The organism is Actinomyces sp. zg296, assembly GCF_009829695.1.
GTDB classification, from domain to species: Bacteria; Actinomycetota; Actinomycetes; order Actinomycetales; family Actinomycetaceae; genus Actinomyces; species Actinomyces marmotae.
Genome location: NZ_VWPG01000002.1, coordinates 104,073 through 128,822 on the forward strand (window position 1 = coordinate 104,073; position 24,750 = coordinate 128,822).

Below are 24,750 nucleotides of genomic sequence, written 5' to 3' on the forward strand. Positions count from 1 at the left end.
AGCGCCCGGCGGCGGCACATCAGTCACCGAAGGCTCAACCACCCCCGCCAGACCCAACCCGAGCACGCACCCCCCGACCCCGCATAACCCCCCAATAACAAACCGCACCCAATGGCGCCGCGATGAACCAGGAGAAGGAGGCCAATGACTGGAGGGCCTTGATCGGCAGCAGCGCCACGCACAGGGAGACCGCGGCGGCGGGGATGAACGCCATCACGGCGCTCATGTTGAGTCCGCCCCGGTAGTAGTACCGGCCGCCGGGCCGGGGCGAGTAGAGATCCTCCAGGTCGATCTCATGGCGCTTGTACCAGAAGTAGTCGATCGCCAGGATCCCGAAGAACGGCCCTAGCAGCGCCCCGAGCGAACCCAGGAAGTAGGTGATCGCCGTCGGGTTGCCGTAGAGGTTCCACGGCGTGACGAGGATCGAGGCGACGACGGCGACGATGCCGCCCACCCGGAAGGAGATCCGCTTGGGGTTGATATTGGACAGATCGAAGGCGGCGGACACGAAGTTCGCCACGATGTTGACCCCCACCGTCGCCACGATGAACCCGATGCTCACCACGTAGAAGATGATGTTGTTGTCGATCCGGGACAAGAGCTCGCCCGGGTCGTGGAAGGCCTCTCCGTAGACCTCGATCGCCGCGGCGGAGCACAGCACGGAGGTCATGGCGAAGGCTGTCCAGTTGAGGGGCAGGCCCAGGACATTGCCCAGCACGAGGGACTTGGCGCTGGGGGCGTAGCGGGCGAAGTCGGAGAAGTTGAGCATGAGCGTGGCCAGGGTCCCCACCGTCAGGCCCACCGTCACGGCGATCTGGTAGAGCTGCTGCCCGATCCCCGGCGTGACGCCGTCGGCGTTGGCGAGCCAGTCGAAGCGCCAGCCGGCTTGGCTGAGCATCCACACGCCCAGGCCGATCATGATGACCCAGATGATGGGGCCGGCCATCCCTTGGAAATGACGGACCGCCTCCATGCCGCGCCACACGATGACGAGCTGGATGGCGGACAGCGCCAGGAACGCGATCCAGCCGCTGAGGCGCAGGCCGAGGATGGAGGCGCTGAGATCCCCGAAGCCCGGGATGATCCGCATGAGCAGCAGTTCCAGGGAGATGGAAGCCAGGTAGGTCTGAATGCCGTACCAGGCGATCGCCACGATCCCGCGCACCGCGGCCGGGAAGTTCGCCCCCCACACCCCCCAGGTGATGCGCGAGACCACCGGGTAGGGGGCGCCCGTCTCATAGCCCATGTAACCGGAGGCGCAGCAGGCGCCGAAGATGATGAGGGTGGCCACGAGCACGCCGATGACGATGGCCAGTGGAGTCATGCCCATGAGCGTCCCCGTGCCGATGAACAGCGCCGCCGCGAAGGTGTAGTTCGAGGCGTTGTGGGCGTCGTTCATCCACAGGGAGAACAGGGAGTAGGAGTTCCAGTTGCGGTCATCGGGATGCGCGGGGGCCAGGTCCTCGTTGAAGAGGCGGCCATCGGGGTCGCCGGCGCGCAGGGTGTCATTGGAGACGTCGGCGGCTCTCATGATGACGCCGCCCCCGCGCCCAGGCAGATGGCCGTGGGCGCGTCAGTCGCCGGGTCCTCGGCGATCGCCTCAAACTCGTTGACGGCGTCGAGGGCCGTGCCCATGGAGATGTTCGTGACCCGCTCCAGGATCGCCTCGACGACGACGGGCACCTGGTCCCGAATCGCCAGCTCGCGGGCGCGGCCCAGGGCGTCAGCGAGCTCCTCGGGCGTGCGGGCGCGGATAGCGTGGCAGCCCAGACCCTCGACGACCCCCACGTGGTCCACCCCGTAGCCGCCGGTCCGCGGGGCGTTGATGTTCTCGAAAGAGAGCTGCACCTGGTAGTCCATGTCGAAGTTGCGCTGCGACTGACGGATGAGCCCGAGGTAGGCGTTGTTGACGACGACGTGGACGTAGGGGATCCGATGGTGGGCGGCCACTGCCAGCTCCTCGATGAGGAACTGGAAGTCGTAGTCCCCGGACAGGGCCACCACGGGCGTGCCCGGGTCGGCGACGGCCGCCCCGATGGCGGCGGGGATCGTCCAGCCCAGGGGCCCCGCCTGGCCGGCGTTGACCCAGTGGCGCGGCTTGAACACGTGGAGCATCTGGGCCGCGGCGATCTGAGACAGGCCGATGGTGGTCACGTACCGGGTCTCGGGGCCGAAGGCCCGGCACATCTCCTCGTAGACGCGCTGCGGCTTGAGGGGGACGACGTCGAAATGCGTCTTGCGCAGCAGCGTGGCCTTGCGCTCATGGCACTCCTCCACCCAGGGGGCGTAGCGCTCCAGGGGCTCGGCGAAGCGCTCGCGCGCCGCGGCCAGGAGCGCCCGCAGCGCGAGCCCGGCGTCGCAGACCGCGGAGAAGTCCGGTGGGAAGATGCGCCCGATCTGCGTGGGCTCAATATCCACGTGGACGAAGCGCCTGCCCGCCCGGTACACCTCCAGGTCGCCGGTGTGGCGGGCGGCCCAGCGGTTGCCGATCCCGATGACGAGGTCGGAGGCCAGGAAGGTGGCGTTGGCGTAGCGCTGGGAGGTCTGGATCCCGGCCATGCCCTGGGCGAGCCGGTGGTCATCCGGGATGGAGCCCCAGCCCATGAGTGTGGAGATGACCGGCACCCCGAGGAACTCGGCCAGGGCCACGAGGTCATCGGCGGCGTTGGCGTTGATAACGCCCCCACCGGCGATGATGACCGGGCGCTCGGCGCTATCGAGCATGTCGAGGATCCGATCGGCCTGGTAACGGGACATCGCGGGGGTCGCCACGGGCAGGGGCTCGTAGGCGTCGATGTCGAAGTCGATCTCGGCGACCTGCACGTCGAAGGGCAGGTCGATGAGGACCGGCCCACGGCGCCCCGACCGCATGAGCTGGAAGGCCTTGGCCAGGGTGCCGGGGATCTGGGCGGGCTCCAGGACGGTGACGGCCATCTTGGTCACCGGCGAGGCGATGGAGGCGATGTCCACGCCCTGGAACTCCTCCTTGCTCAGCATGGCCACCGCCGCCTGACCGGTGAGGCACAGGATCGGGATCGAATCGGCCCAGGCGGAGTACAGGCCGGTGACCATGTCGGTCCCACCGGGGCCGGAGGTGCCGATGCACACGCCGATGTTGCCCGGCGCGGCGCGGGTGTAGCCCTCGGCCATGTGGGAGGCGCCCTCCACATGGCGCGCGAGCACGTGCCGGATGCCCCCGTGGTTCTTCATGGCCGAGTACAGCGGGTTGATGGCCGCGCCCGGCACGCCGAAGGCCTGGGTGGCACCTTCTTTCTCAAGGATGAGGACGATCGCGTCCACTGCGCGCATACGAGCCATCACAAGCTCACTCCTTCTCGTATCAGTGGTCTCATAGGGTGCGCCAGGCCTCGCGGAGGACCCGCTTGGCGTCGGCGACGACGGTCTGGGTGCTCTCCCCGGCGCCCAGCGGCTGGACCTCGAAGGCGACGATGGGACGCTCGGCGGGGTCGGGGCGCAGGTAGCCGATGTCGAGCAGGCCGCGCAGGAACTCGCGCACCTGGGGGACGTTGTTCTCCCCCTTGGGGTGGGAGAAGGCGGGATGTTTGTCCCCGTAGGCGGGGTCCGAGGGGTCCCGGATGACGCAGTTGCCGATATGGGCGTGGTTGATGAACTCGGCGGTCTCGCTCAGCGCCTGGTGGACGGTCTCGCCCTGCATGGGCAGGTGGGACAGGTCCACCATGAGCCCGAAGCTGGGGATCGCCTTGCGCACCTCCCGGGCCAACTCGCAGGCGAGCCGGTTAGTGCCGATGAGGGCGCATTTGTCGGTGGAGTCATCGAAGGTCTCCAGGGAGAGCGTCAGGTCGCCCTTGGAGGCCGCGTAGCGGCCGAGCTGGACGATGGAGTCCGCCAGGAGCCCCAGGGCCCTCTCGCGCTGGTCGGCAGGCGGGTTGGGGCCGGACAGGAAGCCGAACTTGCCGGCGCCCAGCTCGTAGGCCTGGTCGATGCCGCCCTTGAGGGCCTCGATGGCGGCGGCCCGCTCGGCGTCGTCGGTGGAGTTGAGGTTGAGCTTGCCCCGCAGGATGAGGGGCTGCCCGCCGAAGCCGACGGTCATCCCGGCGCTGGAGACAACCTCGGCGACGGCGGCCCGCTCGGCGGGGTCCTTGACGTGGGTGACCTCGATGGCGTCGAAGAACTCGTCGGCGGCGATGCGCGCGACGCTGGCGGCGATCTCGCCCTCTCCGGTCATGGCGGCTGGGTCCGCCATGAAGTGGACGATGCCGACCTTCATGTAGTCGTGGAGGGATTCCTTCATGATGCTCGCTCCTTGAGTGGGTGCATGCGCTGGTGGTCCGGATGGTGGGGAGGAGAGGGGTCAGCCCCTGCGGCGCCCGATGACGCGGCGCGCGGCGTCGGCGATATTGGCGGCGCGCAGCCCGAAGTGGTCGAAGAGCTCGTCCATGGTTCCGGACACCCCGAAGGCGTCCCGGGTCCCCACCCGCTCCATGGGCACCGGCCGGGCCTCGATGAGCGTCTCGGCGACGGCAGATCCCAGGCCTCCGATGATCGAGTGCTCCTCGGCGGTGACCAGGCCGCCCGTGCGCTCGGCGCTGGCCAGGACGGAGTCGGCGTCGAGGGGCTTGATGGTGTGGTGGTGGACGACCTCGGCGCTGATGCCCTCGGCGGCCAGGAGATCAGCGGCCCCCAGGGCCTCGGAGGCCATGGCGCCGGTGGTCAGCAGGGAGACGTCGGCGCCCTCGCGCAGGGTGATGGCGCGGCCGATCTCGAAGGGGGTGGCCTCATCGGTGAGCACGGGTACGCCGAGCTTGCCGACCCGCAGGTAGACGGGCCCGGAGTGGGCGTAGGCGGCGCGGACGGCCTTGCCCATCTCGACGGCGTCGCAGGGCACGAGGACCGTCATCCCGGGGATGGAGCGCATGAGGCTCACGTCCTCCAAGGGCAGGTGGGTGGCGCCCTCCTGCGCGGCGGTGGTGCCGGCGTTGTGGCCGACGATCGTCACCGCCCGGTCCGAGTAGGCCACGGAGACGCGGATCTGGTCGAAGCCGCGCCCGGTGAGGAAGTTGGCGTAGGCGTTGGCGAAGGGCGCCTTGCCCATGGCCGCCAGGCCCGCGGCCGTGCCCACGATGTCGCACTCGGCGATGCCCAGGTTGATGAATCGCTCGGGGAATTCCTCCCCGAAGCGGAAGGTGTAGTTGGCCTTGGAGCAGTCGCCGTCGAGGACGAAGACGTCCTCGTGGGCGCGGCCGAGCTCGATGAGCGCCTCAGCGTAGCCGTCGCGCGGTTCTCTGATCCGGGTGGTCTGGCTCATCGCAGTTCCTCCAATGCGATCCGCAGCTCGGCGTCGGTGGGCGCCAGGCCGTGGTACTTCGCCGTGTTCTCCATGAAGCTCACGCCCTTGCCCTTGACGGTGCGGGCGATGACCGCCGTGGGCGCGCCCTTGGTCAGCGCCGCCCGGGTCAGGGCGCCGTCGATGGCGCTCAGGTCGTGGCCATCGATCTCGATGACCTCCCAGCCGAAGGCCCGCCACTTGGCCCCCTGGTCACCGAGCGACTTGACCGAGTCGACGGCGCCGTCGAGCTGGATGCCATTGGCGTCGATGAGGGCGCACACGTTGTCCAGGCCCCGGTCGGAGGAGGTCATCGCGGCCTCCCAGATCTGGCCCTCCTGGCTCTCGCCGTCACCGATCATGACGTAGTAGCGCGAGTCCAGGCCGTCGTGCTTGGCGGCGATGGCGGCGCCATTGGCCACGGACAGCCCCTGGCCCAGTGAGCCGGAGGAGGAGTCCACCCCCGGTAGGTGGGTGTTGGAGGGATGGCCCTGGAGCCGGGTGGGCAGGGCCCGGAAGGTCATGAGCTCCTCGCGGGGGAAGAACCCGCGGGCGGCCATGGCCGCGTAGTAGGCGGGCGTGCAGTGCCCCTTGGACAGGAAGAACTGGTCGCGCTCGCGCCAGTCGGGCTCCTCGGGGCGCACCCGCAGGTGGCGCAGGTAGAGGACCACCAGGGCGTCGATCGCGGACAGTGATCCGGCGGGGTGTCCGCTACCCGCCTTGTTCGTCATGCGGACGATGTCGCGCCGGCACTGGCGGGCGACGTCCGCGAGCTGTGAGAGCTCGTCATCGGTGAGCATTCGCTCCTCCTCCTCGGGCAGCCCCGCCCCGGGATGGGCGGGGCCGCCCCTTGTGTGGTCTCAGATCTCGCGGAAGGAGATCTCCTGGGCGCCCTCCCACAGGAACTTCTCGCCCAGGGCGGGGAGGTTCTCGTTGCCCTCGACGATGGTGGCGAAGTGGTTGCCGGCGAGCTGGCCGGCCTTGGAGGCGAAGTTCACGTAGCCGTAGCCGATGAGCAGCTCGGTCTCGGACACGCCTCCGGGGTAGATGACGATCTCGCCAGGGTGCGGGTAGCAGGTGCCGTTCTCCGGCTCGATGCCCAGGTCGAGGTCCCCGAACGGGATCCATCCGGCCTGGCCGGACCAGCGCACGTGGATGATCCGGGAGTCCAGGGGCAGGAGCTTCTCTCGGAAGGCCGCCACGGTGCGCGGTGCCGCCTCCTCCTCGTAACGGGCCTTGAAGGTGTAGCCGCCGGCGGTGATCTCAAGCATGATTCATGTCCTTTCGTGGGGGTGGGTGGTGATGGTGGTGGGGTGGCGCCGTCAGGACGAGGCGCGCCTCATACGCCGAGGATCGAGGTGACCAGGGCCATCCGGATCGAGACGGACTGGAGGATCGCCCGGAAGTAGAGCTGGTGCGGGGTGTTGTCGATCCGCAGGTCCATCTCGCCGGCGCGGCGGGGAAGGGTGTGGGTGACGTAGATCTGGTGGCCCTTCTCCGCCTCCTCGGTGAGGGTCTCGTAGCGCACGAAGTAGCGATCCATGAGGGTCTTGAACTCCTCGGCCTTGGCGCCGGCGGGCGCGGAGCAGCCGGGCAGGTAGATGAGGTCCTGCGTGCGCACGAAGTCGTTGAAGGTGTCCTGCTCGAAGTCGAACTCCTCTTTGAGGCCCGCCTTGGACTCGGCGCGGATGCGCTCGGTGACCTCGGAGGGCGTGCGCCGGTCGGAGTCCGAGCAGATGGTGACGTTGGCGCCCAGGCGCGCCAGCCCGTAGGCCATGGAGTGGCCGGTGCGGGCCTCGATCATGTCCGGGGAGACGACGGCGACGTTGAGGCCCTCGATCCTCCCGAAGCGGCGCCACATGGTGTATAGGTCGAGCAGCGCCTGGGTGGGGTGCTCCCAGTGGCCCCAGCCGCCGTTGATGATGGGGCACTCGGCGGCCTCGGCGCCGCGGCGCGCCTCCTCCTCGTCGTAGTGGCGCAGCACGATGAGGTTGGCGTACTGGGAGACGCAGCGCATCGTGTCCTCGATGCTCTCCTCCTTGGCCACCGAGGAGGTGACCTTGGGGTTGGCCTCGACGATCGTCATGCCGCCGAGCCGCTCGACGGCGGTTTGGAAGCTCATGCGGGTGCGAGTCGAGGGCTGGAAGAACATCAGCGCGATCATCTTGTCGGTGAGGATCTCGGCCCGGGTGCGGTTGAAGAGCTCAAGGTTCTTGCCCAACTCGAAGAGGTTGTAGAGCTGGGTGTCGGACAGGTCGTTGATGGAGATGAAGCTCTTGCCGACGTTGTCGACGGCGTCCACGAGCCCCTTGAGCGATCGCATGTGCTCGGACATGTTTCTTCCTCCTTCGGGAAGCGGTGGTGGGTGAGTGGTTCGGCGGATGGTGGGTGGTGGGCCGCCACCGGTTGGGCGGCGGGAGGTCAGCGGCGGCGCAGCAGCCGCCCGGCCTTGGAGTCGCGGTCGACGCTTCGGCCGCGCAGGATGGTGCGGTGGACGACGCCGCGCAGCTCGCGCCCCTGGTAGGGCGAGATCGGATTGCGGTGCTCCAGCGCGGTCACGTCCACGGTGAAGGCGGCCTCGGGATCGAGCACAATCAGGTCCGCGTCATTGCCGACGGCGATCTCCCCCTTGCCGGGGATGGAGAAGGTCGCGGCGGGGGCCCGCCCGTACCAGCGGGCGAGGTCGCTCAGGGTGGCCCCGAACTCGGCGCCGGCGCTCCACACGGCGGCGGGCCCGAGCTGCACGGAGGCCACGCCTCCCCAGGCCTGGGAGAAGTCGCCGGTGTCCTGGCGCTTGAGATCGATGGTGCACGGCGAGTGGTCGGAGGCGACCTGGTCGATCGTGCCGTCGAGGAGTCCCGCCCACAGCTCGCGGCGATTGGCCTCCGAGCGAATGGGCGGAGCGCACTTGTACTCGGTGGCGCCGTCGGGGATCTGCTCGGCGGCGAAGGTGAGGTAGTGCGGGCAGGTCTCGGCGGTGATGCGCAGGCCCTCCTCCTTGGCGGCCCGGATGAGGGGCAGGGCCTGGGCTGAGGCCAGGTGGAGGATGTGGACCCGCGCCCCGGTGGCCCGGGCGGCGTCGATGACGGCCGAGATCGCGGCGGTCTCGGCGGCGTCGGGCCGCGAGCGCAGGTACCCGGCGTACTCGCGGCCGACCTCCTGCGGGGCGCTCGCCAGGACGCCGGGGTCCTCGGCGTGGACGATGAGCGGGGCGTCGATGCGGGCGAGCTCGGCCAGGGCCTCGCGCACGCCGTCGTATCCCAGGAAGCCGTACTCGTCGATGCCGGAGTGGGCGGTGAAGCACTTGAAGCCGAAGACTCCGCGCTCCCACAGGGGCGCCAGATCGGCGGTGTTGCCGGGGACGGCGCCTCCCCACAGGCCCACGTCCACGGAGAGCTTGCCGCGAGCGGCCTCCTCCTTGAGCTTGAGGCTCTCCACGCTCACGGTGGGCGGGGAGGAGTTGAGCGGCATGTCGAGGATCGTGGTGATGCCCCCGGCCAGCCCCGCGCGGGTGGCGGTCTCGTAGCCCTCCCACTGGGTACGGCCGGGCTCGTTGATGTGGACGTGGGAGTCCACGAGCCCGGGCATCAGGACGTGGCCGTCGGGGACCTCGATGCGCTCGCGGGCGATGGGGGCGGCCCCGGGGTCGACGACGGCGGTGATGCGCTCGCCGTCGATGACGACGGCCGCGGGCCGGATGCCGTCGGGCAGGACCGCGCGGTTGGCCGTGACGACGAGGTCGTGGGCCGGCTCGGTCGATGATGTCGGTGCGGTGGTCACAATGCTCTCCTCTCGCCGCCGCAGTGAGGCGGTCAGGGGTGATGAGTGCTGATCAAGGACTTTCAGGGCTGGTGCGGGATAGGACGGTTCAGGGTGGCTCCGATGCCGACCGCGCTCAGCGGGCGACGGAGTCGCGGTCGGCGTCGAGGTCGACGCTCCGGGCCTGGCGGACGGCCCTGAGGAGATAGGGGTCCGCCCGGGACATGAGCAGGTGGATCACCAGGCCCAGCGCGGCTCCGATGAACCAGGAGAACGGGCTGAGGAACTTGCAGAAAGTGACCGGGACGACGGCGACGATGATCGAGGGCACCGAGGCGATGAGGAAGGCCCAGACGGCGCGCATGTTCCACCCGGCGGTGAAGGTGTGCATGCCGTCCCGCTTGAACAGCTCAGAGACCTGGACCTGGCCCTTCCGAAGCATGTAGTAGTCGGCGATGATGATGCCGAAGAGGGGACCGAGCACCGCGCCGAGGGCGGCGAGGAACACGTTGATGACAACCGGGTTGTTGTAGAGGTTCCACGGCGTAATGACCAGGGCGATGCAGGCGGCGATGAAGCCACCCCTCTTGAAGTCGATCCGCGCCGGCCAGGCGTTGGCCAGGTCGTAGGCCGGGGAGACGAAGTTCGCCACCACGTTGATGCCCAGGGTGGCCACGGTGAAGGTGATGGCGCCCAGGATGATGGCGATGGGGTGGTCGAGCTTGGCGACGAGGTCCACGGGGTCGTAGATGTACTCGCCGTAGATCTGGTAGGAGCCGGCCGTCACTAGCACGGAGACCACGGAGAAGGCGATGAAGTTGACCGGCAGGCCCCACAGGTTGGCCAACCACACGGCCTTCCGGTTGGGGGCGAATCGCGAGAAGTCGCAGAAGTTGAGCAGGAGGGTGGAGAAGTAGGTGACGGTCAGGCTGATGGCGGCAAGCAGGGCGTAGCCGGTTCCCCACTGGGGAGCCTCGGCCGTCAGGCTCAGCGAGATGTGCCAGTCGGCCAGGTAGAGGACGTAGGCGGTGAGCAGGAACATGACCACCCAGACGGCGGGGCCGGCCCAGTCCTGGAACTTGCGGATGGTCTCCATGCCGCGCCGCAGGAGGAGGAGCTGGAGGCACCACATGAACAGGAAGGCGGCCCAGCCGAGGAGAGTCTCACCCAGGAAGCGGGTCTGGCCGAGGCTCGTGATGCCGGGCCACATGCCTCCCAGGAGCACGATGACGGCTTTGGAGGCGAGCCAGGTCTGGATGCCGTACCAGCAGATGGCGACGGCGCCGCGCAGCAGGGCGGGCAGGTTGGAGCCCACGGTGCCGAAGGTGATGCGGGCCAGCACCGGGTAGCACAGGCCTGTGGCCTGCCCGGCGAAGCCGACGAGGTTCATGAGGAAGAAGACGACGATGATGCCGATGCTCAGGGCGCCGAAGACGTGCCAGGCACCCAGGCCGAGGGCGAAGAGCCCGGCGGCGAAGGTGTACCCGCCGATGGAGTGGATGTCTGACATCCACATGGCGAAGAGGGAGAAGAACCCCCAGTCGCGCTCCTTGGGCGGTAGGAGGTCGTCGTTGACGAGGCTGCTGCTGATCTCTGGTTCGGCGCTCGGGGCGGCTGTGTGCTGTGGTGCCATGATGCGACCTTTTCCGTCAGGGGTGGGCGTCGTTGCCCTCGGATGTGATTCGTGCGTTCAGGCAGGGGATGCGGTTCGGTGGGGTGGTGGGGCTCAGGGGGTGATGGTGGTGCCGGTGGCGCCCGCGAGGGCGTCGATCATGCGGGGAAGGGAGGTGATGATGACCCGTTTCCCGCCGCGCTCGAGGAAGGAGATGGCCGCCTGGATCTTGGGGGCCATGGAGCCGGCGCCGAACTGCCCGGCCGCGAGGTGCTCGCGGGCCTGCGCGATGGTCAGGGTCCGCAGCTCGGCCTGAGTGGGCTTGTTGAAATCGATGCAGACCGAGTCGACCGCGGTGCAGATGATGAAGTCCTGGGCGCCGAGGCGGTTGGCGAGGAGGGCTGAGGCGAGGTCCTTGTCGATGACCGCCTCCACGCCGGTGAGCCGGCCGTCGTCGCGCCGCACGGGGATGCCCCCGCCGCCGCAGGCGATGACGATGCTGCCGGCGTCGGCGAGGGCCTTGATGGTCCCCGCCTCGACGATCTCCAGCGGCTGGGGCGAGGCGACGACGCGGCGGTAGCCGCGGCCGGAGTCCTCGCGCAGCACCCATCCCTCCTCGCGCTCGTGGCGCTGGGCCTCCTGGGCGCTCATGAATGAGCCGATGGGCTTGGTGGGGTCGTCGAAGGCGGGGTCGGAGGGATCGACGACGGTCTGGGTGACGATCGCGGCCACGTCCTTGGTGATGCCGCGCTCGGCCAGGGAATTGCGCAGGCTGCGGGAGAACATGTAGCCGGTGGCGCCCTGGGTGTCGGCGCCGAGCACGTCCAGGGGGAGCGGCGGCAGCTCGCCGAGGGCCAGTTCCGCGCGCCGAAGCAGGAAGCCGACCTGCGGCCCGTTTCCGTGCGTGACCACGGGGGTGAATCCGGCCTCCACCAGGGAGGCGATGCTCGCGGCCGACTCGGCCACGGCGGCGGCCTGGTGGGCCACGGAGATCTCATCGCTGTTCTTGACCAGGGCGTTGCCGCCGACGGCGACGACGACTGCTCGAGTACTCATGGCGCGTCCTTTCAGGGATGGAGCGTCTTCGCTCGTGTGCTTGCGGGTGGTGTCAGATGACGGGGAGAGGCCAGCCGCGCACCTCCTTGGGGCGCGGCGCGGCGTAGGTGCGTGATTTGGAGGTGCTCAGTCCCAGGGTGAGCAGGCCCTCGGCGAGCTTGACGGCGGCGGCGACGCCCTCGACGACGGGGACACCCAACTCGCGTCCGAGCTCGGCGTCGAGACCGGCCATCCCGCCGCAGCCGAGCACGATGACCTCGGCGCGGTCCTCGTCCACGGCGAGGCGCGCCTGGGCGGTGATGGCGCGCCGGGCGGCGTCGGCGTCCTCGAGCTCGAGGACCCCCAGGCCGGTGGAGCGCACCGAGGCGCAGTGGGCGGACAGCCCGAAGGCCGCCAGACGCTCCTCGATGAGGGGCACGGTGCGGTCCAGGGTGGTGACGGCGCTGAAGGAGCGGCCCAGGAGCATGGCCAGGTGGGCGGCCGCCTCGGTCATGTCGACGACGGGGACGTCCAGGAGCTCCATGAGCCCCTCCTTGCCGTGCTCCCCGAACCCGGCCTGGATGACCGCGTCGAAGGGCTCGGGATAGGTGGTCACCGCGCTCATGACGGCGGCAGCGGCCAGGTGGGACTCGAAGTTCCCCTCGACAGAGTCAGCCCCGATGGCCGGGGTGAGCCCGATGATCTCGGTGCCCGGGGCGGCGACGGCGCGCGCTGCCCCGGCGATCGACCGGGTCATCGACTCGGTGGTGTTCACATTGACGACAAGGATTCTCATGGCTCTCGCTCCGCCCCGTGGTCACTGGCCGGTTCTGCATCATTGCTCACCACACTCCTCAGAGGTCTGTGCTCTAAGTTGTGTGGGTCAAGCGTAAGCCCTGTCACATGTGAGCGCAAGACCCTATCGCGATCAGATTGGCCGGGGCGCGAGTCGGCCGCCGCGAGCGCGCGAGCGCCCCGCGGCACGGGGCGGCGGGGCGCTGGTTGGGGGAAGGGGCCGGGGACTGGTGGTCCACCGGCGCCCGGGGGTGCGGCGGGGTCAGAGCCCGGCGCGGTGGAGCTGGGTGAAAGCGGTGGCCACGGACAGGACGACGGAGATGAGCGAGCCGATGACGACCACCGGCATGGAGCCGGCGATGGCGGCGAAAGCGGTGAGCATCCCCAGGATCGCCAGGATCGCCAGGGCAACGGTGCTGATCGTGATGTCGGCGGAACCCGCTTCCCCCTGCTCCTGGGCCTGCGCGGGGGCGATGACGCCGGCCGCCCCGGGGAGGGGAGACTCGCTCATGGGCGCGGATACAACGGACATTCTCTCCTGCTTTCCTTCATTGAGGGCTGCGGCGGGAGCGGTCGCGCTCCCGCACGACTCTGTGCGCCCCGACTCGGGGGCGGCATGACGAGTTTACGGCACGTCAGGAACGTTCTCAGACCTCTGGGGAATCAGTTTGCTCACACGAATGCGTCACAGTCGAGCGACCGGTCAGAGGTTCTCATCGAGCTCACTACCCTCGCGCTCCCGCGCCGAGAGGATGTCGGCGCGCGTGGTGCCCATGTGCTCGATCATGAGGGAGATAGCGCGCTGCTCGTCACGGGCCTCGATGGCCTCCAGCAGGGCCCTGTGCTGCTCACTCGTGCGCCGCCTGGCCTCGGGGGACTCGAAAGCCCGGAAGCGGACGCCGAGCAGGGCGTCACGCAGGGGGTGCAGGGTGGAGGCGACGAACTGGTTGCCGGTGGTGGCCACGATGGCGTCGTGGAAGGCGTAGTCGAGGCCGACGAGGGCCTGCACGTTCTCGGTCTTCTGCGCCAGGTCGAACTCCTCCAGGCAGCGGCGCATCTCCGCGAGGTGCTCCTCGGTGCGCTGCTGGACGGCGAGGCGGACGGCGCCGATCTCAAGCATCTCCTCCACGCCGAGCACGTCCACCTCGACCTCGGAGACCCGGCCCTCGTGGGCGGCCACGTACATGAGGTAGGGGAGCTCGCGCCAGCGGAAGCGAGGAAGGAGGAAGGTGCCCCGCCCGTGAACGACGTTGAGGACGCCCCCCATGGAGAGGTTGCGCACGGCCTCGCGCATCGTGGGCCGTGAGACATGGAGGAATCGGGCGAGCTCGGACTCGCCGGGGAGGGGGACGTCCTCCACGAAGGTCTTGTCGACGACCGCATCGAGGATCTTCTCGACGGCGTTGGCAACCATGTCGTGAGCCATCTTGCGCCTTCTCATCGCGGGCGCGAAGGCGCCCGGCCCTTGGCCGGCCCGATGCGGGCCGCGCCATGAATATGCAGATCACGCTCGGGCATCAGGTGTCCGGGCGGTGCCACGATAGGCAGTATCGCGCACGCGCGCCCTGATCCCCTAATACGGGCGGGGGCGGCCTCCCAGGCGGCTCATGCCCGCTCGGTACCCGGCGACGACCACGAGCACCATGATCACGAGGCCGATCTGCGCGGGGCGCGACCATCCGCCGGCGGGGAGGATGAGCACGGCTGCGCCGGCCGCGAGGCACTCGGCGGTGTTGAACAGGACGTCGTAGAGGGAGAAGGCACGGCCGCGGAAGGCATCGGCCGTGTCCGACTGGACGATGGTGTCCACGGCGATCTTGGCCCCCTGCACGCCGATGCCGAACAGGAGGAGCCCCGTCATGAAGGGGATCCGCGCGTGGGAGGCGGCGATAAGCGCCTGCCCGGCCGCCCCGCCGAGCAGGCAGATGACCACCCAGGTGGCGGGCGGGACGCTCTCGTGGGCGATGGGGGTGAGGATGACGGCGAGGAAGTGGCCGGCGAGCATCGCCCCCATGAGGGCGCCGAAGTTGGCGATGCCCGCGTCGGCGTCGCCGCCCGCGGCCAGGAGGTTGCGGCTGGCCAGGATGATCGTGATGAGCTCCAGGCCGTAGACGAAGCGGTGGAGGGCCATCGCGGCCAGGGCGAGCGCGGGGGTCCCTCGGCGCGCGAGGTAGCGGATCGCGGCGATGAGATCGGATGCCGTCGAGGCGATCGCTGCGCCGAGCCCGTCGTCGCCCCGCGGGCCGACGACGGGCGCGCCGGGGCGGGCGGAACCAGCGGGGCCGGCGGGACCAGCGGGGCCGGGCCCCCGCGCGGGGCCGAGCTCGCCCGGGGCCAGGCGGGTGACCAGGAGCGCGGCGAGGACGTACAGCGCGACGGCGCTCAGCAGGCTGGCGATGTCCTGGGCGGCCCCGGCGGGGAGCACGAGGCGCAGGGCGATACCGAGGGCGGCGCCGAGGGCGCTGGCGGCCCCGCCGAGGGTCGGCACGATGGAGTTGGCGGTGAGCAGCCGCGCGGGGCTGATGATCTGGGGCAGCCCGGCGGCCAGCACGGCGAGCAGGAAGCGATTGACGCCCATGGTCACGAGCACGAGGGCGTAGATGGGCGGGCTGATCCCGACCAGCCAGAGCACGATGGACGCGCCCCCGATGAGGCCGGCGCGCGCCAGGTTGCCGTGCAGGATGATCTGCCGGCGTCGCCAGCGGTCGATGAACGGCCCGGTGAAGGGGCCGACGATGCTGAAGGGCAGGAGCATGACCACCAGGGCGAGGGCGACGCCGGAGGCGGTGGTCATGTTCTGCGGCGCGAAGAAGAACAGCGTGGCCAGGCCTGCCTGGACCAGGCCGTCTCCGGTCTGGGAGATGAGCCGCACGCCCAGCAGGATGCGGAAGGCTCGGGTGGCCCCCAGGTCCTTCAGATCGCCGATGAGCCGCATGTCGCCCATCCTGCCATCCGCGGGGGCGGCCGCCCGGGGGTCAGACGCAGCGGGCTGAGAGCACGCCGTCGATCGCGAGGAGCTCGGCCAGGACCCCGGGGGCGGGGTCGCCCTCGACGTCGACGAGGGTGACGGCGAGGTCACCCCGGGACTTGTTGAGCAGGTTGGCGATGTTCTGGCCGTGCCCGGCGACGAGGGTGGAGACCTGGCCGACCATGTTGGGCACGTTCCGGTTGACGATGACGAGGCGGTGGGTCCCCTCGGCGCGGGCCATGACGGCCTCGGGGAGGTTGACGGAGTTGTGGATCTGGCCGTCCTCCAGGTAGCCGCGCAGGGAGTCGGCGGCCATGATGGCGCAGTTGCGCTCGGCTTCCTTCGTGGAGGCACCCAGGTGCGGCAGCGAGATGCAGCGGGGGTGCTTGTGGACGGCCGGGGAGGGGAAGTCGCAGACGTAGCCGCCCAGGGTCTCCTCGTCGAGGGCGGCGACGACGGCGGCCTCGTCGACGATCTCGGCGCGGGAGAAGTTGAGGATGACGGCGGTCTCCTTCATGAGGCCGACGCGCTGGGTGGACACCAGGCCGCGCGTGGAGTCGAGGAGGGGCACGTGGACGGTGAGGATGTCGGCGCGCTTGAAGACGTCCTCGATGCTCTCGGCGCGCTCGACTTCGGCGCTCAGGTGCCAGGCGGACTCCACGCTGATGGCGGGGTCGTAGCCGATGACGCGCAGGCCGAGGCCCAGCGCCGCGTTGGCGACCTGCACGCCGATCGCGCCCAGCCCGATGACGCCGAGGGTGCGGCCGGGCAGTTCGAAGCCGACGAACTGCTTCTTGCCGGCCTCGACGGCCTTGGCCATCTCAGCGGCGTCGCCGGTGAGGGTGTGGGCGAAGCGGGCAGCGGGGATGAGGTTGCGCGAGGCGATGAACAGGCCGGCCAGGACGAGCTCCTTGACGGCGTTGGCGTTGGCGCCGGGGGTGTTGAACACGGGGACGCCGCGCTCGGTGAACTCGGCGATGGGGATGTTGTTGGTGCCGGCGCCGGCGCGGGCCACGGCCAGGACGGAGTCGGGGATGGGGGTGCCGTGCAGCTTGGCCGAGCGCAGGAGGAGCGCGTGGGGCTCGGCGATGCCGCCGCCGACCTCGTAGCGCTCGTCGGGCAGGCGGGACAGGCCCGCCCCGGAGATGGCGTTGAGGGTCTTGATGCGGAAGCGCTCGGGCTTGGGGGGCACGGGGGCGTTCATGGTTCTCCTGTGTGGGTGCTGGTGGAAGGCGTTGCTGATGAGCGCGGCGAGGAGGGGCGGGCCCGGCCGGGCTCAGGCGTGGGCGCGCTCGAACTCGGCCATGTAGTCGATGAGGGCGGCGACGCCGTCGGCCCCCATGGCGTTGTAGATGGAGGCGCGCATGCCGCCGACGGACCGGTGCCCCTTGAGGTTGGCCAGGCCCGCGCGGGCCGCGCCGGCGAGGAAGTCGGCGTCGAGGGCGGGGTCGGCCAGCGTGAAGGGGATGTTCATCCAGGAGCGCGAGCGCGGCTCAACGGGGTTGGCGTAGAAGTCGGAGGCGTCGATGGCCTCGTAGAGGGAGCGGGCCTTGGCCTCGTTGGCGGCGCCGATGGCCGCCAGGCCGCCTTGCTCCTCCATCCACTCCAGGATGAGGCCGAGGAGGTAGACGGAGAAGGTGGGCGGGGTGTTGAGCATGGAGTCCTTGTCCGCCATGGTCTTCCAGTCCCAGATGGCGGGCACGTCCGGGCGGGCGCGGTCGAGAAGGTCGTCGCGCACGAGCACGACGGCCAGGCCGGCGGGGCCGAGGTTCTTCTGGGCTCCGCCGTAGACGACGCCGAAGCGGGAGAAGTCGATCGGCCGGGAGAGGTAGGTGGAGGAGAAGTCAGCGACGAGAGGGGTGTCACCGGCGTCGGGGATGTAGGGGAACTCGACGCCGCCGATGGTCTCGTTGGGCGTGTAGTGCAGGTACGCGGCGTCGGCGGGGATGATCAGGGACGCCGGGTCAGGGGTGGTGGTGTAGCGGGAGGCGGACTCGTCGGCGATGGTGACGACGTTGAGGCCCTGGCGTCCTGCCTCCTTGGCGGCCTTGGCCGACCACTGCCCGGTGTTGATGAAGGCGGCGGTGGCGCCCCTGGCGGCGAGGTTGGCGGGGATGGCGGAGAACTGGCCTGTGGCGCCACCGGCGAGGAAGAGGACGCGGTAGTTGTCCGGCAGCCCGGCGACGCGGCGGAAGGCGGCCTCGGTCTGAGCGGCGCAGGCGACGAAGTCCTTGCCACGGTGGGAGTCCTCGAGGACGGACATGCCTATGCCGCGCCAGTCGGTGAGCTCGGCGGCGGCCCGCTCAAGCACGGGCAGGGGGAGCTGGGCGGGGCCTGCGGAGAAGTTGTGGACGCGCATGGGGCCAGTATGCCCATGGGCGCGCCATCGGAGTGTCATGAGTCCGTGTTCGGGAGCGGGCGAGGCGGCAGGGGCACGAGCAGGACGGTAGCGGGACGGCATGGCACGCTCAGGCTGGCGACGTTTGAACAGGTTTCGCATGATTCCAACGTTTCGCATTCCCCGTCACGTCGCGACGAACTCTCCCGCGTGCATCGCGGCCCGACCATGCACATGGGAGACTCAGCCGCCCACACACCCGATCCCAGAAACGTTGGAATGACAAGGATTCTGATCCATCCATCGTTGGCCGAGCGTGCCGAGCCCTCGCCCAGCGGGCCCTTCTCCATGCGCAGGTCCATGAGGAAGCGGTAGGCCTCGCCCACCACAGGCCCCGGCGTCAGTTAGGACGACGTTGGCCACGCCGGTGTGCACCATGAGTTCCAGGCCGCGCCGGGGGGCCGGGGAGAGCAGCAGGCGCTCCAACTCGGCGCGCACGCGCTCGGCGGCAACCTCGGCTACGCACCTCGCACACTGGCCGAACGGCTCACTGGTGCGAGCTACGCCGAGCTCGAGGAGTTCGCCTTGGACGTCCGACGCCGAGCGATTCTTGAGATGCCCGGCGCCGACATGCGCCGGATCGCGAAGGAGCGTCTGGAGCACTGGCAGGGCTCGGTGCGGTCGTGACCGCCCAGTCGCGGCCGCTCCTGGCCTTCAACCCACCACAGGTACCTGAGATCCTCGACCTCGCTAACTCGGTTCGTGACTTTCACAAGGTCGTCACGAAGGTTGAGAGTCTTCCCTCCGTTCAAGAGTCACCTTGCGTTTCAGAGCGTTGCCCCACGCGTAGTCGCCAGTTCGACGCTGCGCCTGCCCCAGCACAACACTTGGCGCAACTCCGATCTCGTCAGCAAGCTTTCGGATGGCACTGATGTTCCTACCCCTGGGAAGCCGGTCCTCCCACTCCGGAGGAACGAGTAGATGTGAGGCGAACTCATTGGCCTCCTGCTCCATCTCATCCTCGTCGTCGCTGAGGTAGAGACCCGTCATGTCATGGAGCAGGACGTGCCCGATCTCGTGGAAGAGCGTGAACCAGAGCTGGTCATCGCTCTTCCACAGTCCAGACAGTTGGATGAGGGGATGGCCGCCGAACCACCGAGTCGCACCATGGACCCCAAGACCGGGAACCGCCGGGATCAAGACAAGGATGACACCACACTCACGCAGGAGATCCTGCGCCCTACGAAAGCCCGCGGCCGGCTCCTCGACAGTCAGTGCTCGGAGATCCTCAAGCACCTCTTCAAGTCGGTTCCGATCGTATGGGGGAAGGTCCTGATCAATGACGCCCAGCTCAGCTGCGCGCAGCCATGCTGCCAGTGACGGTGAGTCATGACGCCCTAGGGCGGAGCGTCGGTAGGCAACCGCTCCCTCCCGCCAGGTCGCGTGAAATGCGTCGAAGGAGGACACGCCGAGGAACTTCAGCAGGTCACGCACCGTACCCACCCTGTCCCTTGCTCCGGCGGTGATGAAGCCGTTGTCACGCAGGTACTTCAGCGGGAACTCCTTGGCCTGGTCATACTGATTCGCGAGGTCTTCATCGACCTTGCGGCGGGCGATGGCCTCGCGATAGCCGACCTCGTGAAGGTTCCAGATACGCGCAGGCACGCCGGTGACGCTCTCGAGCCCGAGTGCCATGCCATGGCTCAGTGGCGCCTTACCGCGAAGGAGCTCGCTCACATGCTTACGACTGACGTCGAGCCGACGCGCAAGCTCGGCAGCTTTAATACCCTCACCCTCCATCCACTCCGCGATGAAGTCGCCGGTGGGCACCATGTAGTCGGGGTACTGAGTCATGACTGCCCTCCTTGAGGACATGCGTGGGGACATGGTTGGGCTAGTGGTAATCGACAATTTCCACGACGCAGGCGACGACAGGTGACCCACCCTCTCTCACACCTCCGCGTCGAGGACCTCCAAGGGACCCAAGTCTCCCACGATCTGCTGGGTGCGGACGGAGACCGTGGTGACGCGGGCGATGAGGTCGAGAAGGTAGAGCGGCTGGGCGGGGGCTCCCGGCTCGGCGCCGGCGCCCTCGTCCATCCAGTCGTTGGGGTCGTTGACGATGCCGGAGGCCTTGTCGACCTTGACCTGGTAGCGGTCAAGGAGCCAGTCCAGGGCGCTGCGTGAGCCGAGCAGGTAGTCCTGTGCCTGCTCCGGGATACCCGAGACGGTCACGTGCTCGTTGTAGACGATCGACGTCTTGTCGTCGACCCTCGTGCCGTCGACGCGGGTCTTGGCGTAGCGCATCTTCGTCACGCGCAGTCGCGCCGGGTCGAGGTCGGTCCGCCGCGCCCACGGCAGGGACGCCCCGTCCACGGTGAGCGTCAGCGGCCAGGGCTCGACCTCCTCGTAGTCGAGGTGCAGGTCCGCCAGGGCGCGCCCGGCCGTGGCCAGGGCGGTGAAGTCCTCACGCGTGGCCACCAGCGGGATGCGAGGCAGCGACTTCTTGAGGTCGGCACCGTAGCGGCTGCGGTACTCCGGGTGGTGGAGCAGGCCGTAGACGTAGTAGAAGACGTCGGCCTTGTCCACCTCAGGCCCGTAGGCGGCGCGGTAGGCGTTGAGGGTCGCGTCCGTCACGTTGTCGACGCGCCGGTAGTCGCCGATGACCTCGCCCTCATATCCGACGGCGGCGCCCGCCTCGCCCTGCGGCTCACTGAGCGCGTCGAGGTCAAAGCCGTCGCCCTCGGCGGCGTGACGACCCGAGACCTTCTCCCACGTCCACCGCGGGAAGAACTGGCCTCCGCTGCCCGCGCCCGTCACATGCAGATTCGGAACCACATCTGTCACGAGCGAGGAGAAAGGAACATCGGAACCGGAACCAACGACGTAGAACCCCAGGTTGTCGTGCGCCGGCGTGGGGAAGTAGCGTCGCAGGATGGCGGGCAGGTAGATGATGCCGTCGCTGGCGTTGAGCCACTGCTTGCAGAAGGGACGGTACAAGGCCAAGTGGGTGGCACCCGCGTCATAGCGAATCAGCCTGTTCTTGGCGGCAGAGCCGTAGAGGTCTCGCGTCCACTTGATCTGGGTCTCGTCAGTCGTGACGAGGTCGCGCACACTCTTGTCGGTGAGTTGGGCGCCCCTGTGCTGGCGGTGCACGCGCTCACGCTCGGCGTTGTAGGTGTCGATGAGGCGCTCGCATGAGTCTCGCAGGGTGTCCAACGAGAAGTTGTAGACCCAGACATCACGATTAGTGGTCACACCTAGGGTCGTACTAGAGAAAACCGGATCACCACCTTTCATGCTCCCCAACACCCGCCAGGACTGGTAACGCGGATCGCGCTGGTTGATCCAGTCGCCGACCTCGTTGGGGACCAGCCGGTCCCAGTCCATCTCTTCCACGCGCGAGTCCGCGACAATGGCGAGCTTGTCCTCGCGGCTGAGGTAGTCGCCGATGTCCCGGTAGTGGATGACGGCCGGGCCGGTGTGGGCGGGGTTCTTGACGAGGAAGGTGACAGCGACGGTCGCCCGCGACCCAGCACCGAAGACCTTGCCACCCTCCTGACGGGACAACTCACCGGCTGTGCGCTGGTTGCCCCTGAGGTTGAACACATAGATGTGGGCGAACTCCTCGGCCAGGCTCAGCCGCACGCCGTCGGCCGTGTTGGCGTCGATGAAGCCGCCGTTGGTGACGAAGCCGATGACCCCGGCGTCGCCCAGGCGGTCGCTCGCCCAACGGATAGCACGCAGGTAGGAGTCGTAGAGGTTTCTCATATTCTTGCCAACTGCGCGCTCGGCATACGTGGCGGCGATGCGCAGGTCCAGGCAGGGGTAGGGCTGGTTGGCGTTGTTGTCGTTCGCCGACTTCTGCCCCACCGAGTAGGGCGGGTTACCCACGATGAGACGGATGTCCAGCCCCCGCTGGGCCTCGGCGCGGTCGTTGTTCGCCACGAAGACACTGCGGTCCAGGACGTCGTCGTCCTCACCCATCTGGAAGGTATCGGTGAGGACGATCCCGTTGAAGGGTGCGTACCCGCCGCCAGAGCCGGACGCGCAGTCGCGGTAGGCCACCTCAATATTCGCCGTCGCTATGTAGTAGGCCAGCAGGAGGATCTCGTTGGCGTGCAGCTCACTGGCGTACTTGCGTGCCAGGTCCTCGGGCCGGATGAGCCCGGACTGCAGGAGGCGGACGATGAAGGTACCCGTCCCGGTGAAGGGGTCGAGCACATGCACCCCCTCATCACTCACGCCGCGCCCGAAGTGCTCACGCGAGAGCCAGTCCACGCTGCGCAGGATGAAGTCGACGATCTCCACCGGCGTGTAGACGATGCCCAGGGACTTCGCCGTCGCGGGGAAGGCCAGGGAGAAGAACTTCTCGTACAGCTCAGTGATGACCCGCTGCTTGCCCTCAGCGTTGTCAATGCCGGCGCAGCGCTCACGCACCGAGGCGTAGAAGCCCTCGAGCTGCTGCGTCTCCGCCTCCAGGCTGTCGCCGTCGAGCACGGTGAGCATCCGGCTCATCACCTGGGCCACAGGGTTCTCGGCGCCGAAGTCGTACCCGTCGAACACGGCGTCGAAGACCGGCTTGGTCACGAGGTGCTGGGAGAGCATGTCGATGGCCGAGTCCTCGGTGATCGAGTCATTGAGGTTGGCCCGCAGCGCCGCCAGGAACGTCTCGAACTCGCCGGCGACAGCAGGGTCGGCCACCCGGCGCTCAAGACGGGTGCGGTGGCGCGCCGCGATCTGGGCGACGTCCTTGGCCCACTGCTCCCAGTAGCGGCGCGAGCCCACCTTCTGCACGAGCCGCGCGTAGATCGCGTCCTTCCAGCGCCCCAAGGAGTCCAGGTCGAAGCCCGTCTGAAGGCCCTGCGCCGTCCGGGATGCGCCCGGCTCACCGTCGCCGTCGTCACCGCCCGGCGCGAAGGGGTCGATGATGGCCACCTTGTCCGGCTTGGACCGGTTGAGGTCGATCTTGTTGACCATGGCGTCGAAGCGCTCGTCATGGGCGCGCAGCGCCTGAAGCACCTCCCACACGACCCTAAAGACGTCGTTGTCCGCCAGGACTTCCTCAGGTGCCTTGCCCGCCGGAATCGCCACCGGCAGGATGATGTAGCCGTACTTCTTGCCCGGGGCCAGACGCATCACTCGCCCCACGGACTGCACGATGTCCACCTGAGACTTGCGCGGGGACAGGAACATCACCGCATCCAGTGCCGGGACGTCCACCCCTTCGCTCAGGCAGCGCGCATTGGTGAGGACCCGGCACGACGACGCGCCGTCCACCGCCGTCGCCTCCTCCGCCCCACCGGCGAGCCAGGACAGCCGCTCCGTGCGCTCGAGGATGTTCATCGACCCGTCCACGTGACGCACCTCGACCGAGGCGAGCCCGGACGCACCGCCGTCGGGCTCAGCCAGGGTGCGCCGGTAGTCCTCGGCCACCCCGTTGAAGGAGGAGGCGAAGCGCTTGGAGGTCGCGATGTCCCGCGCGAAGGCGACGGCCGTGCGCATGGGACGGTCGTCCGCCCCGAAGTCCCCCGCCTGCGCGCTGCGCTTGGCCAGGGCGTTCCAGCAGCCGACGATGCGGGCGGCGTCGTCGAGCTTGAGCTGGCCGTCCTGAGCCAAAGAGGACTGGAGCTGCGCGGCCACCTGGTCCTCGGAGACCGTTAGAACCAGCACCTTGTAGTCGGTGAGCAGACTGCGCGAGACCGCCTCGCCGAAGCCCAGGCGGAACAGCTCGGCCCCGTACGTCGTCTCGTCATCCATGGAGGCGAGCACCGCGTTCTTCTCGCCTGCGCGCGCCTTCGTGGAGTCGTCGTAGATGCGGGGCGTGGCCGTCATGTACAGGCGCTTGGCCCCGCGAAGGTAGGCGCTGTCGTGGACGCGGACGAAGGCGGAATCCTCGTCGCCCGCGGCAGTCGCGCCGGTGGTGCGGTGCGCCTCGTCGCAGATGATGAGGTCGAAGGCGGGAGCGCCCGCCTCCTGGGCGCGCGCCACCACGTCAATCGACTGGTAGGTCGCGAACACGACCGTCATGGGGGCGACGCCGTCGACGCTCACCGCCGGCCGCGCCAGGCGCTGCGCGAGGGCGTGCGCATCGGTGGTGGCCGGGATGGCCAGATCCACCACCGAGATGTCCTCGCTCAGTGAGTCCTTGCTGCGTCCCTTGCCGACCTTCGCGTCCGAGCAGACCGCGAAGGAGCGCAGCGGAACCTCAGCCTCGGCGCTCCACTCACGCAGCGTCTGCGACAGCAGCGCGATCGAGGGGACAAGGAACAGCACCCCCCCCGCCGGCTCCGACGCCTGCCATCGCCTCAGCGATGCGCAGGGAGGTGAACGTCTTTCCGGTGCCGCAGGCCATGATGAGCTTGCCACGGTCCGCCGTCCGCAACCCCTCAGTCACCGCGGCCAGGGCCCGCCGCTGGTGCTCGCGCAGGCTCTTGCGCCCGACGCGAACCATGACCTCCGGCGTCTGGAGGCTGAAGGAGTCCCAGTCGATCGTCGAGCTGAACAGATCCTGCAGACCGATGCGAGAGACCGGGACAGCCTGGTGGGCGACGGTCTGCTCCGCCGCCCGGTTCCAGTGCTCCGTCGTCGAGACGAACAGGCGCGAGGAGAACTCACCGGTGCCGGACTCCGCGAGGAAGGTGTCGACGTCCTTCTTCGACACCGAGTGCTCAGGGTCGTAGAACTTGCACTGGACGGCACACAGCTCGCCCGTCTGACGCTCACGGGCCACCAGGTCGATACCGCGGTCCGGCCGGCCATCGCGGCCCGGCCAGTCGGACCACATCCACACCTCGTCGAAGCGCTCGGCATAGCGCGGATCCGTCAGGAGGAACTGGCGCACCAGCCGCTCGAAGCTCGTGCCCTTACCGCGCTCGGTCCTGGCCTCGAAGTACAGGGCGTCCAGGATCGCCGCGATGCTCTGCGTGCTCACGGTG

At 68.9% G+C, this 24,750-nt stretch carries 19 protein-coding genes and 1 pseudogene; all 20 read right to left on the reverse strand.

The window, feature by feature from the left end; genetic code table 11:
- Positions 1-34: 34 nt before the first annotated feature.
- The 20 genes and pseudogenes from GVV76_RS00815 to GVV76_RS10515 all read right to left on the reverse strand — a co-directional run bounded on the left by GVV76_RS00815 (position 35) and on the right by GVV76_RS10515 (position 24,746).
- Entirely contained in the window at positions 35-1,531 is a 1,497-nt protein-coding gene (locus tag GVV76_RS00815; protein ID WP_159624215.1) for an NCS1 family nucleobase:cation symporter-1, read from the reverse strand.
- Positions 1,528-3,318 (reverse strand): glyoxylate carboligase, encoded by a 1,791-nt coding sequence (gcl, locus tag GVV76_RS00820; protein ID WP_159624217.1) that lies wholly within the window; start codon positions 3,316-3,318, stop codon positions 1,528-1,530. Before gcl ends, GVV76_RS00815 begins: the two co-directional genes overlap by 4 nt.
- 31 nt (positions 3,319-3,349) lie before the next feature.
- On the reverse strand, positions 3,350-4,273 hold the full coding sequence (locus GVV76_RS00825) for a sugar phosphate isomerase/epimerase family protein (protein WP_159624219.1): 924 nt from the start codon (positions 4,271-4,273) through the stop codon (positions 3,350-3,352).
- Positions 4,274-4,333: 60 nt separating this feature from the next.
- The gene (locus tag GVV76_RS00830; RefSeq protein ID WP_159624221.1) at positions 4,334-5,287 is read right to left on the reverse strand and encodes a transketolase family protein; all 954 of its coding nucleotides are present in this window, start codon (positions 5,285-5,287) and stop codon (positions 4,334-4,336) included.
- Positions 5,284-6,105: a transketolase gene (locus GVV76_RS00835; RefSeq protein WP_159624223.1), complete on the reverse strand. Its 822-nt coding sequence runs from the start codon at positions 6,103-6,105 to the stop codon at positions 5,284-5,286. The genes GVV76_RS00830 and GVV76_RS00835 overlap by 4 nt, the downstream gene beginning before the upstream one ends.
- A 60-nt stretch (positions 6,106-6,165) precedes the next feature.
- The gene (locus GVV76_RS00840; RefSeq protein ID WP_159624225.1) at positions 6,166-6,576 is read right to left on the reverse strand and encodes a DUF3830 family protein; all 411 of its coding nucleotides are present in this window, start codon (positions 6,574-6,576) and stop codon (positions 6,166-6,168) included.
- 68 nt (positions 6,577-6,644) lie between these two features.
- Entirely contained in the window at positions 6,645-7,640 is a 996-nt protein-coding gene (locus tag GVV76_RS00845) for an aspartate/ornithine carbamoyltransferase family protein (RefSeq protein WP_159624227.1), read from the reverse strand.
- A gap of 86 nt (positions 7,641-7,726) precedes the next feature.
- Entirely contained in the window at positions 7,727-9,085 is a 1,359-nt protein-coding gene (gene allB / locus GVV76_RS00850) for an allantoinase AllB (protein ID WP_175994076.1), read from the reverse strand.
- A gap of 115 nt (positions 9,086-9,200) precedes the next feature.
- On the reverse strand, positions 9,201-10,697 hold the full coding sequence (locus GVV76_RS00855; protein ID WP_159624229.1) for an NCS1 family nucleobase:cation symporter-1: 1,497 nt from the start codon (positions 10,695-10,697) through the stop codon (positions 9,201-9,203).
- 93 nt (positions 10,698-10,790) lie between these two features.
- Positions 10,791-11,732 (reverse strand): carbamate kinase, encoded by a 942-nt coding sequence (arcC, locus tag GVV76_RS00860; RefSeq protein WP_159624231.1) that lies wholly within the window; start codon positions 11,730-11,732, stop codon positions 10,791-10,793.
- 52 nt (positions 11,733-11,784) lie between these two features.
- Entirely contained in the window at positions 11,785-12,507 is a 723-nt protein-coding gene (locus tag GVV76_RS00865; RefSeq protein ID WP_159624233.1) for an aspartate/glutamate racemase family protein, read from the reverse strand.
- A gap of 261 nt (positions 12,508-12,768) precedes the next feature.
- A complete protein-coding gene (locus tag GVV76_RS00870) occupies positions 12,769-13,017 on the reverse strand; it encodes a hypothetical protein (protein ID WP_235925171.1) in 249 nt (82 codons plus the stop codon).
- A 192-nt stretch (positions 13,018-13,209) separates the two neighbouring features.
- Entirely contained in the window at positions 13,210-13,932 is a 723-nt protein-coding gene (locus tag GVV76_RS00875; RefSeq protein WP_159624237.1) for a FadR/GntR family transcriptional regulator, read from the reverse strand.
- 147 nt (positions 13,933-14,079) lie between these two features.
- Positions 14,080-15,441, reverse strand: a complete 1,362-nt coding sequence (locus tag GVV76_RS00880; RefSeq protein ID WP_159624239.1) for an MFS transporter — start codon at positions 15,439-15,441, stop codon at positions 14,080-14,082.
- Positions 15,442-15,481: 40 nt separating this feature from the next.
- Complete coding sequence (locus GVV76_RS00885) at positions 15,482-16,678, reverse strand: phosphoglycerate dehydrogenase (RefSeq protein ID WP_159624241.1); 1,197 nt, start codon at positions 16,676-16,678, stop codon at positions 15,482-15,484.
- A 72-nt stretch (positions 16,679-16,750) separates the two neighbouring features.
- Complete coding sequence (gene serC, locus GVV76_RS00890; protein WP_159624243.1) at positions 16,751-17,833, reverse strand: 3-phosphoserine/phosphohydroxythreonine transaminase; 1,083 nt, start codon at positions 17,831-17,833, stop codon at positions 16,751-16,753.
- Between the two features lie 369 nt (positions 17,834-18,202).
- Positions 18,203-18,325: pseudogene (locus tag GVV76_RS00895) on the reverse strand (hypothetical protein); the annotation flags it as partial.
- 267 nt (positions 18,326-18,592) lie between these two features.
- A complete protein-coding gene (locus GVV76_RS00905) occupies positions 18,593-19,666 on the reverse strand; it encodes an ImmA/IrrE family metallo-endopeptidase (RefSeq protein WP_159624245.1) in 1,074 nt (357 codons plus the stop codon).
- Positions 19,667-19,762: 96 nt separating this feature from the next.
- Positions 19,763-24,088: a type ISP restriction/modification enzyme gene (locus GVV76_RS10510; protein WP_268891749.1), complete on the reverse strand. Its 4,326-nt coding sequence runs from the start codon at positions 24,086-24,088 to the stop codon at positions 19,763-19,765.
- Entirely contained in the window at positions 24,039-24,746 is a 708-nt protein-coding gene (locus GVV76_RS10515) for a restriction endonuclease (protein ID WP_268891750.1), read from the reverse strand. Before GVV76_RS10515 ends, GVV76_RS10510 begins: the two co-directional genes overlap by 50 nt.
- Positions 24,747-24,750: the final 4 nt, after the last annotated feature.

Excerpts from the sequence above, each read along its gene's own strand:
- GVV76_RS00815 (WP_159624215.1), bottom strand. The coding sequence starts at position 1,531 with ATGAGAGCCGCCGACGTCTCCAATGACACCCTGCGCGCCGGCGACCCC.
- gcl (WP_159624217.1), bottom strand. The coding sequence starts at position 3,318 with ATGGCTCGTATGCGCGCAGTGGACGCGATCGTCCTCATCCTTGAGAAA.
- GVV76_RS00825 (WP_159624219.1), bottom strand. The coding sequence starts at position 4,273 with ATGAAGGAATCCCTCCACGACTACATGAAGGTCGGCATCGTCCACTTC.
- GVV76_RS00830 (WP_159624221.1), bottom strand. The coding sequence starts at position 5,287 with ATGAGCCAGACCACCCGGATCAGAGAACCGCGCGACGGCTACGCTGAG.
- GVV76_RS00835 (WP_159624223.1), bottom strand. The coding sequence starts at position 6,105 with ATGCTCACCGATGACGAGCTCTCACAGCTCGCGGACGTCGCCCGCCAG.
- GVV76_RS00840 (WP_159624225.1), bottom strand. The coding sequence starts at position 6,576 with ATGCTTGAGATCACCGCCGGCGGCTACACCTTCAAGGCCCGTTACGAG.
- GVV76_RS00845 (WP_159624227.1), bottom strand. The coding sequence starts at position 7,640 with ATGTCCGAGCACATGCGATCGCTCAAGGGGCTCGTGGACGCCGTCGAC.
- GVV76_RS00855 (WP_159624229.1), bottom strand. The coding sequence starts at position 10,697 with ATGGCACCACAGCACACAGCCGCCCCGAGCGCCGAACCAGAGATCAGC.
- arcC (WP_159624231.1), bottom strand. The coding sequence starts at position 11,732 with ATGAGTACTCGAGCAGTCGTCGTCGCCGTCGGCGGCAACGCCCTGGTC.
- GVV76_RS00865 (WP_159624233.1), bottom strand. The coding sequence starts at position 12,507 with ATGAGAATCCTTGTCGTCAATGTGAACACCACCGAGTCGATGACCCGG.
- GVV76_RS00870 (WP_235925171.1), bottom strand. The coding sequence starts at position 13,017 with ATGAGCGAGTCTCCCCTCCCCGGGGCGGCCGGCGTCATCGCCCCCGCG.
- GVV76_RS00875 (WP_159624237.1), bottom strand. The coding sequence starts at position 13,932 with ATGGCTCACGACATGGTTGCCAACGCCGTCGAGAAGATCCTCGATGCG.
- GVV76_RS00880 (WP_159624239.1), bottom strand. The coding sequence starts at position 15,441 with ATGCGGCTCATCGGCGATCTGAAGGACCTGGGGGCCACCCGAGCCTTC.
- GVV76_RS00885 (WP_159624241.1), bottom strand. The coding sequence starts at position 16,678 with ATGAACGCCCCCGTGCCCCCCAAGCCCGAGCGCTTCCGCATCAAGACC.
- serC (WP_159624243.1), bottom strand. The coding sequence starts at position 17,833 with ATGCGCGTCCACAACTTCTCCGCAGGCCCCGCCCAGCTCCCCCTGCCC.
- GVV76_RS00905 (WP_159624245.1), bottom strand. The coding sequence starts at position 19,666 with ATGACTCAGTACCCCGACTACATGGTGCCCACCGGCGACTTCATCGCG.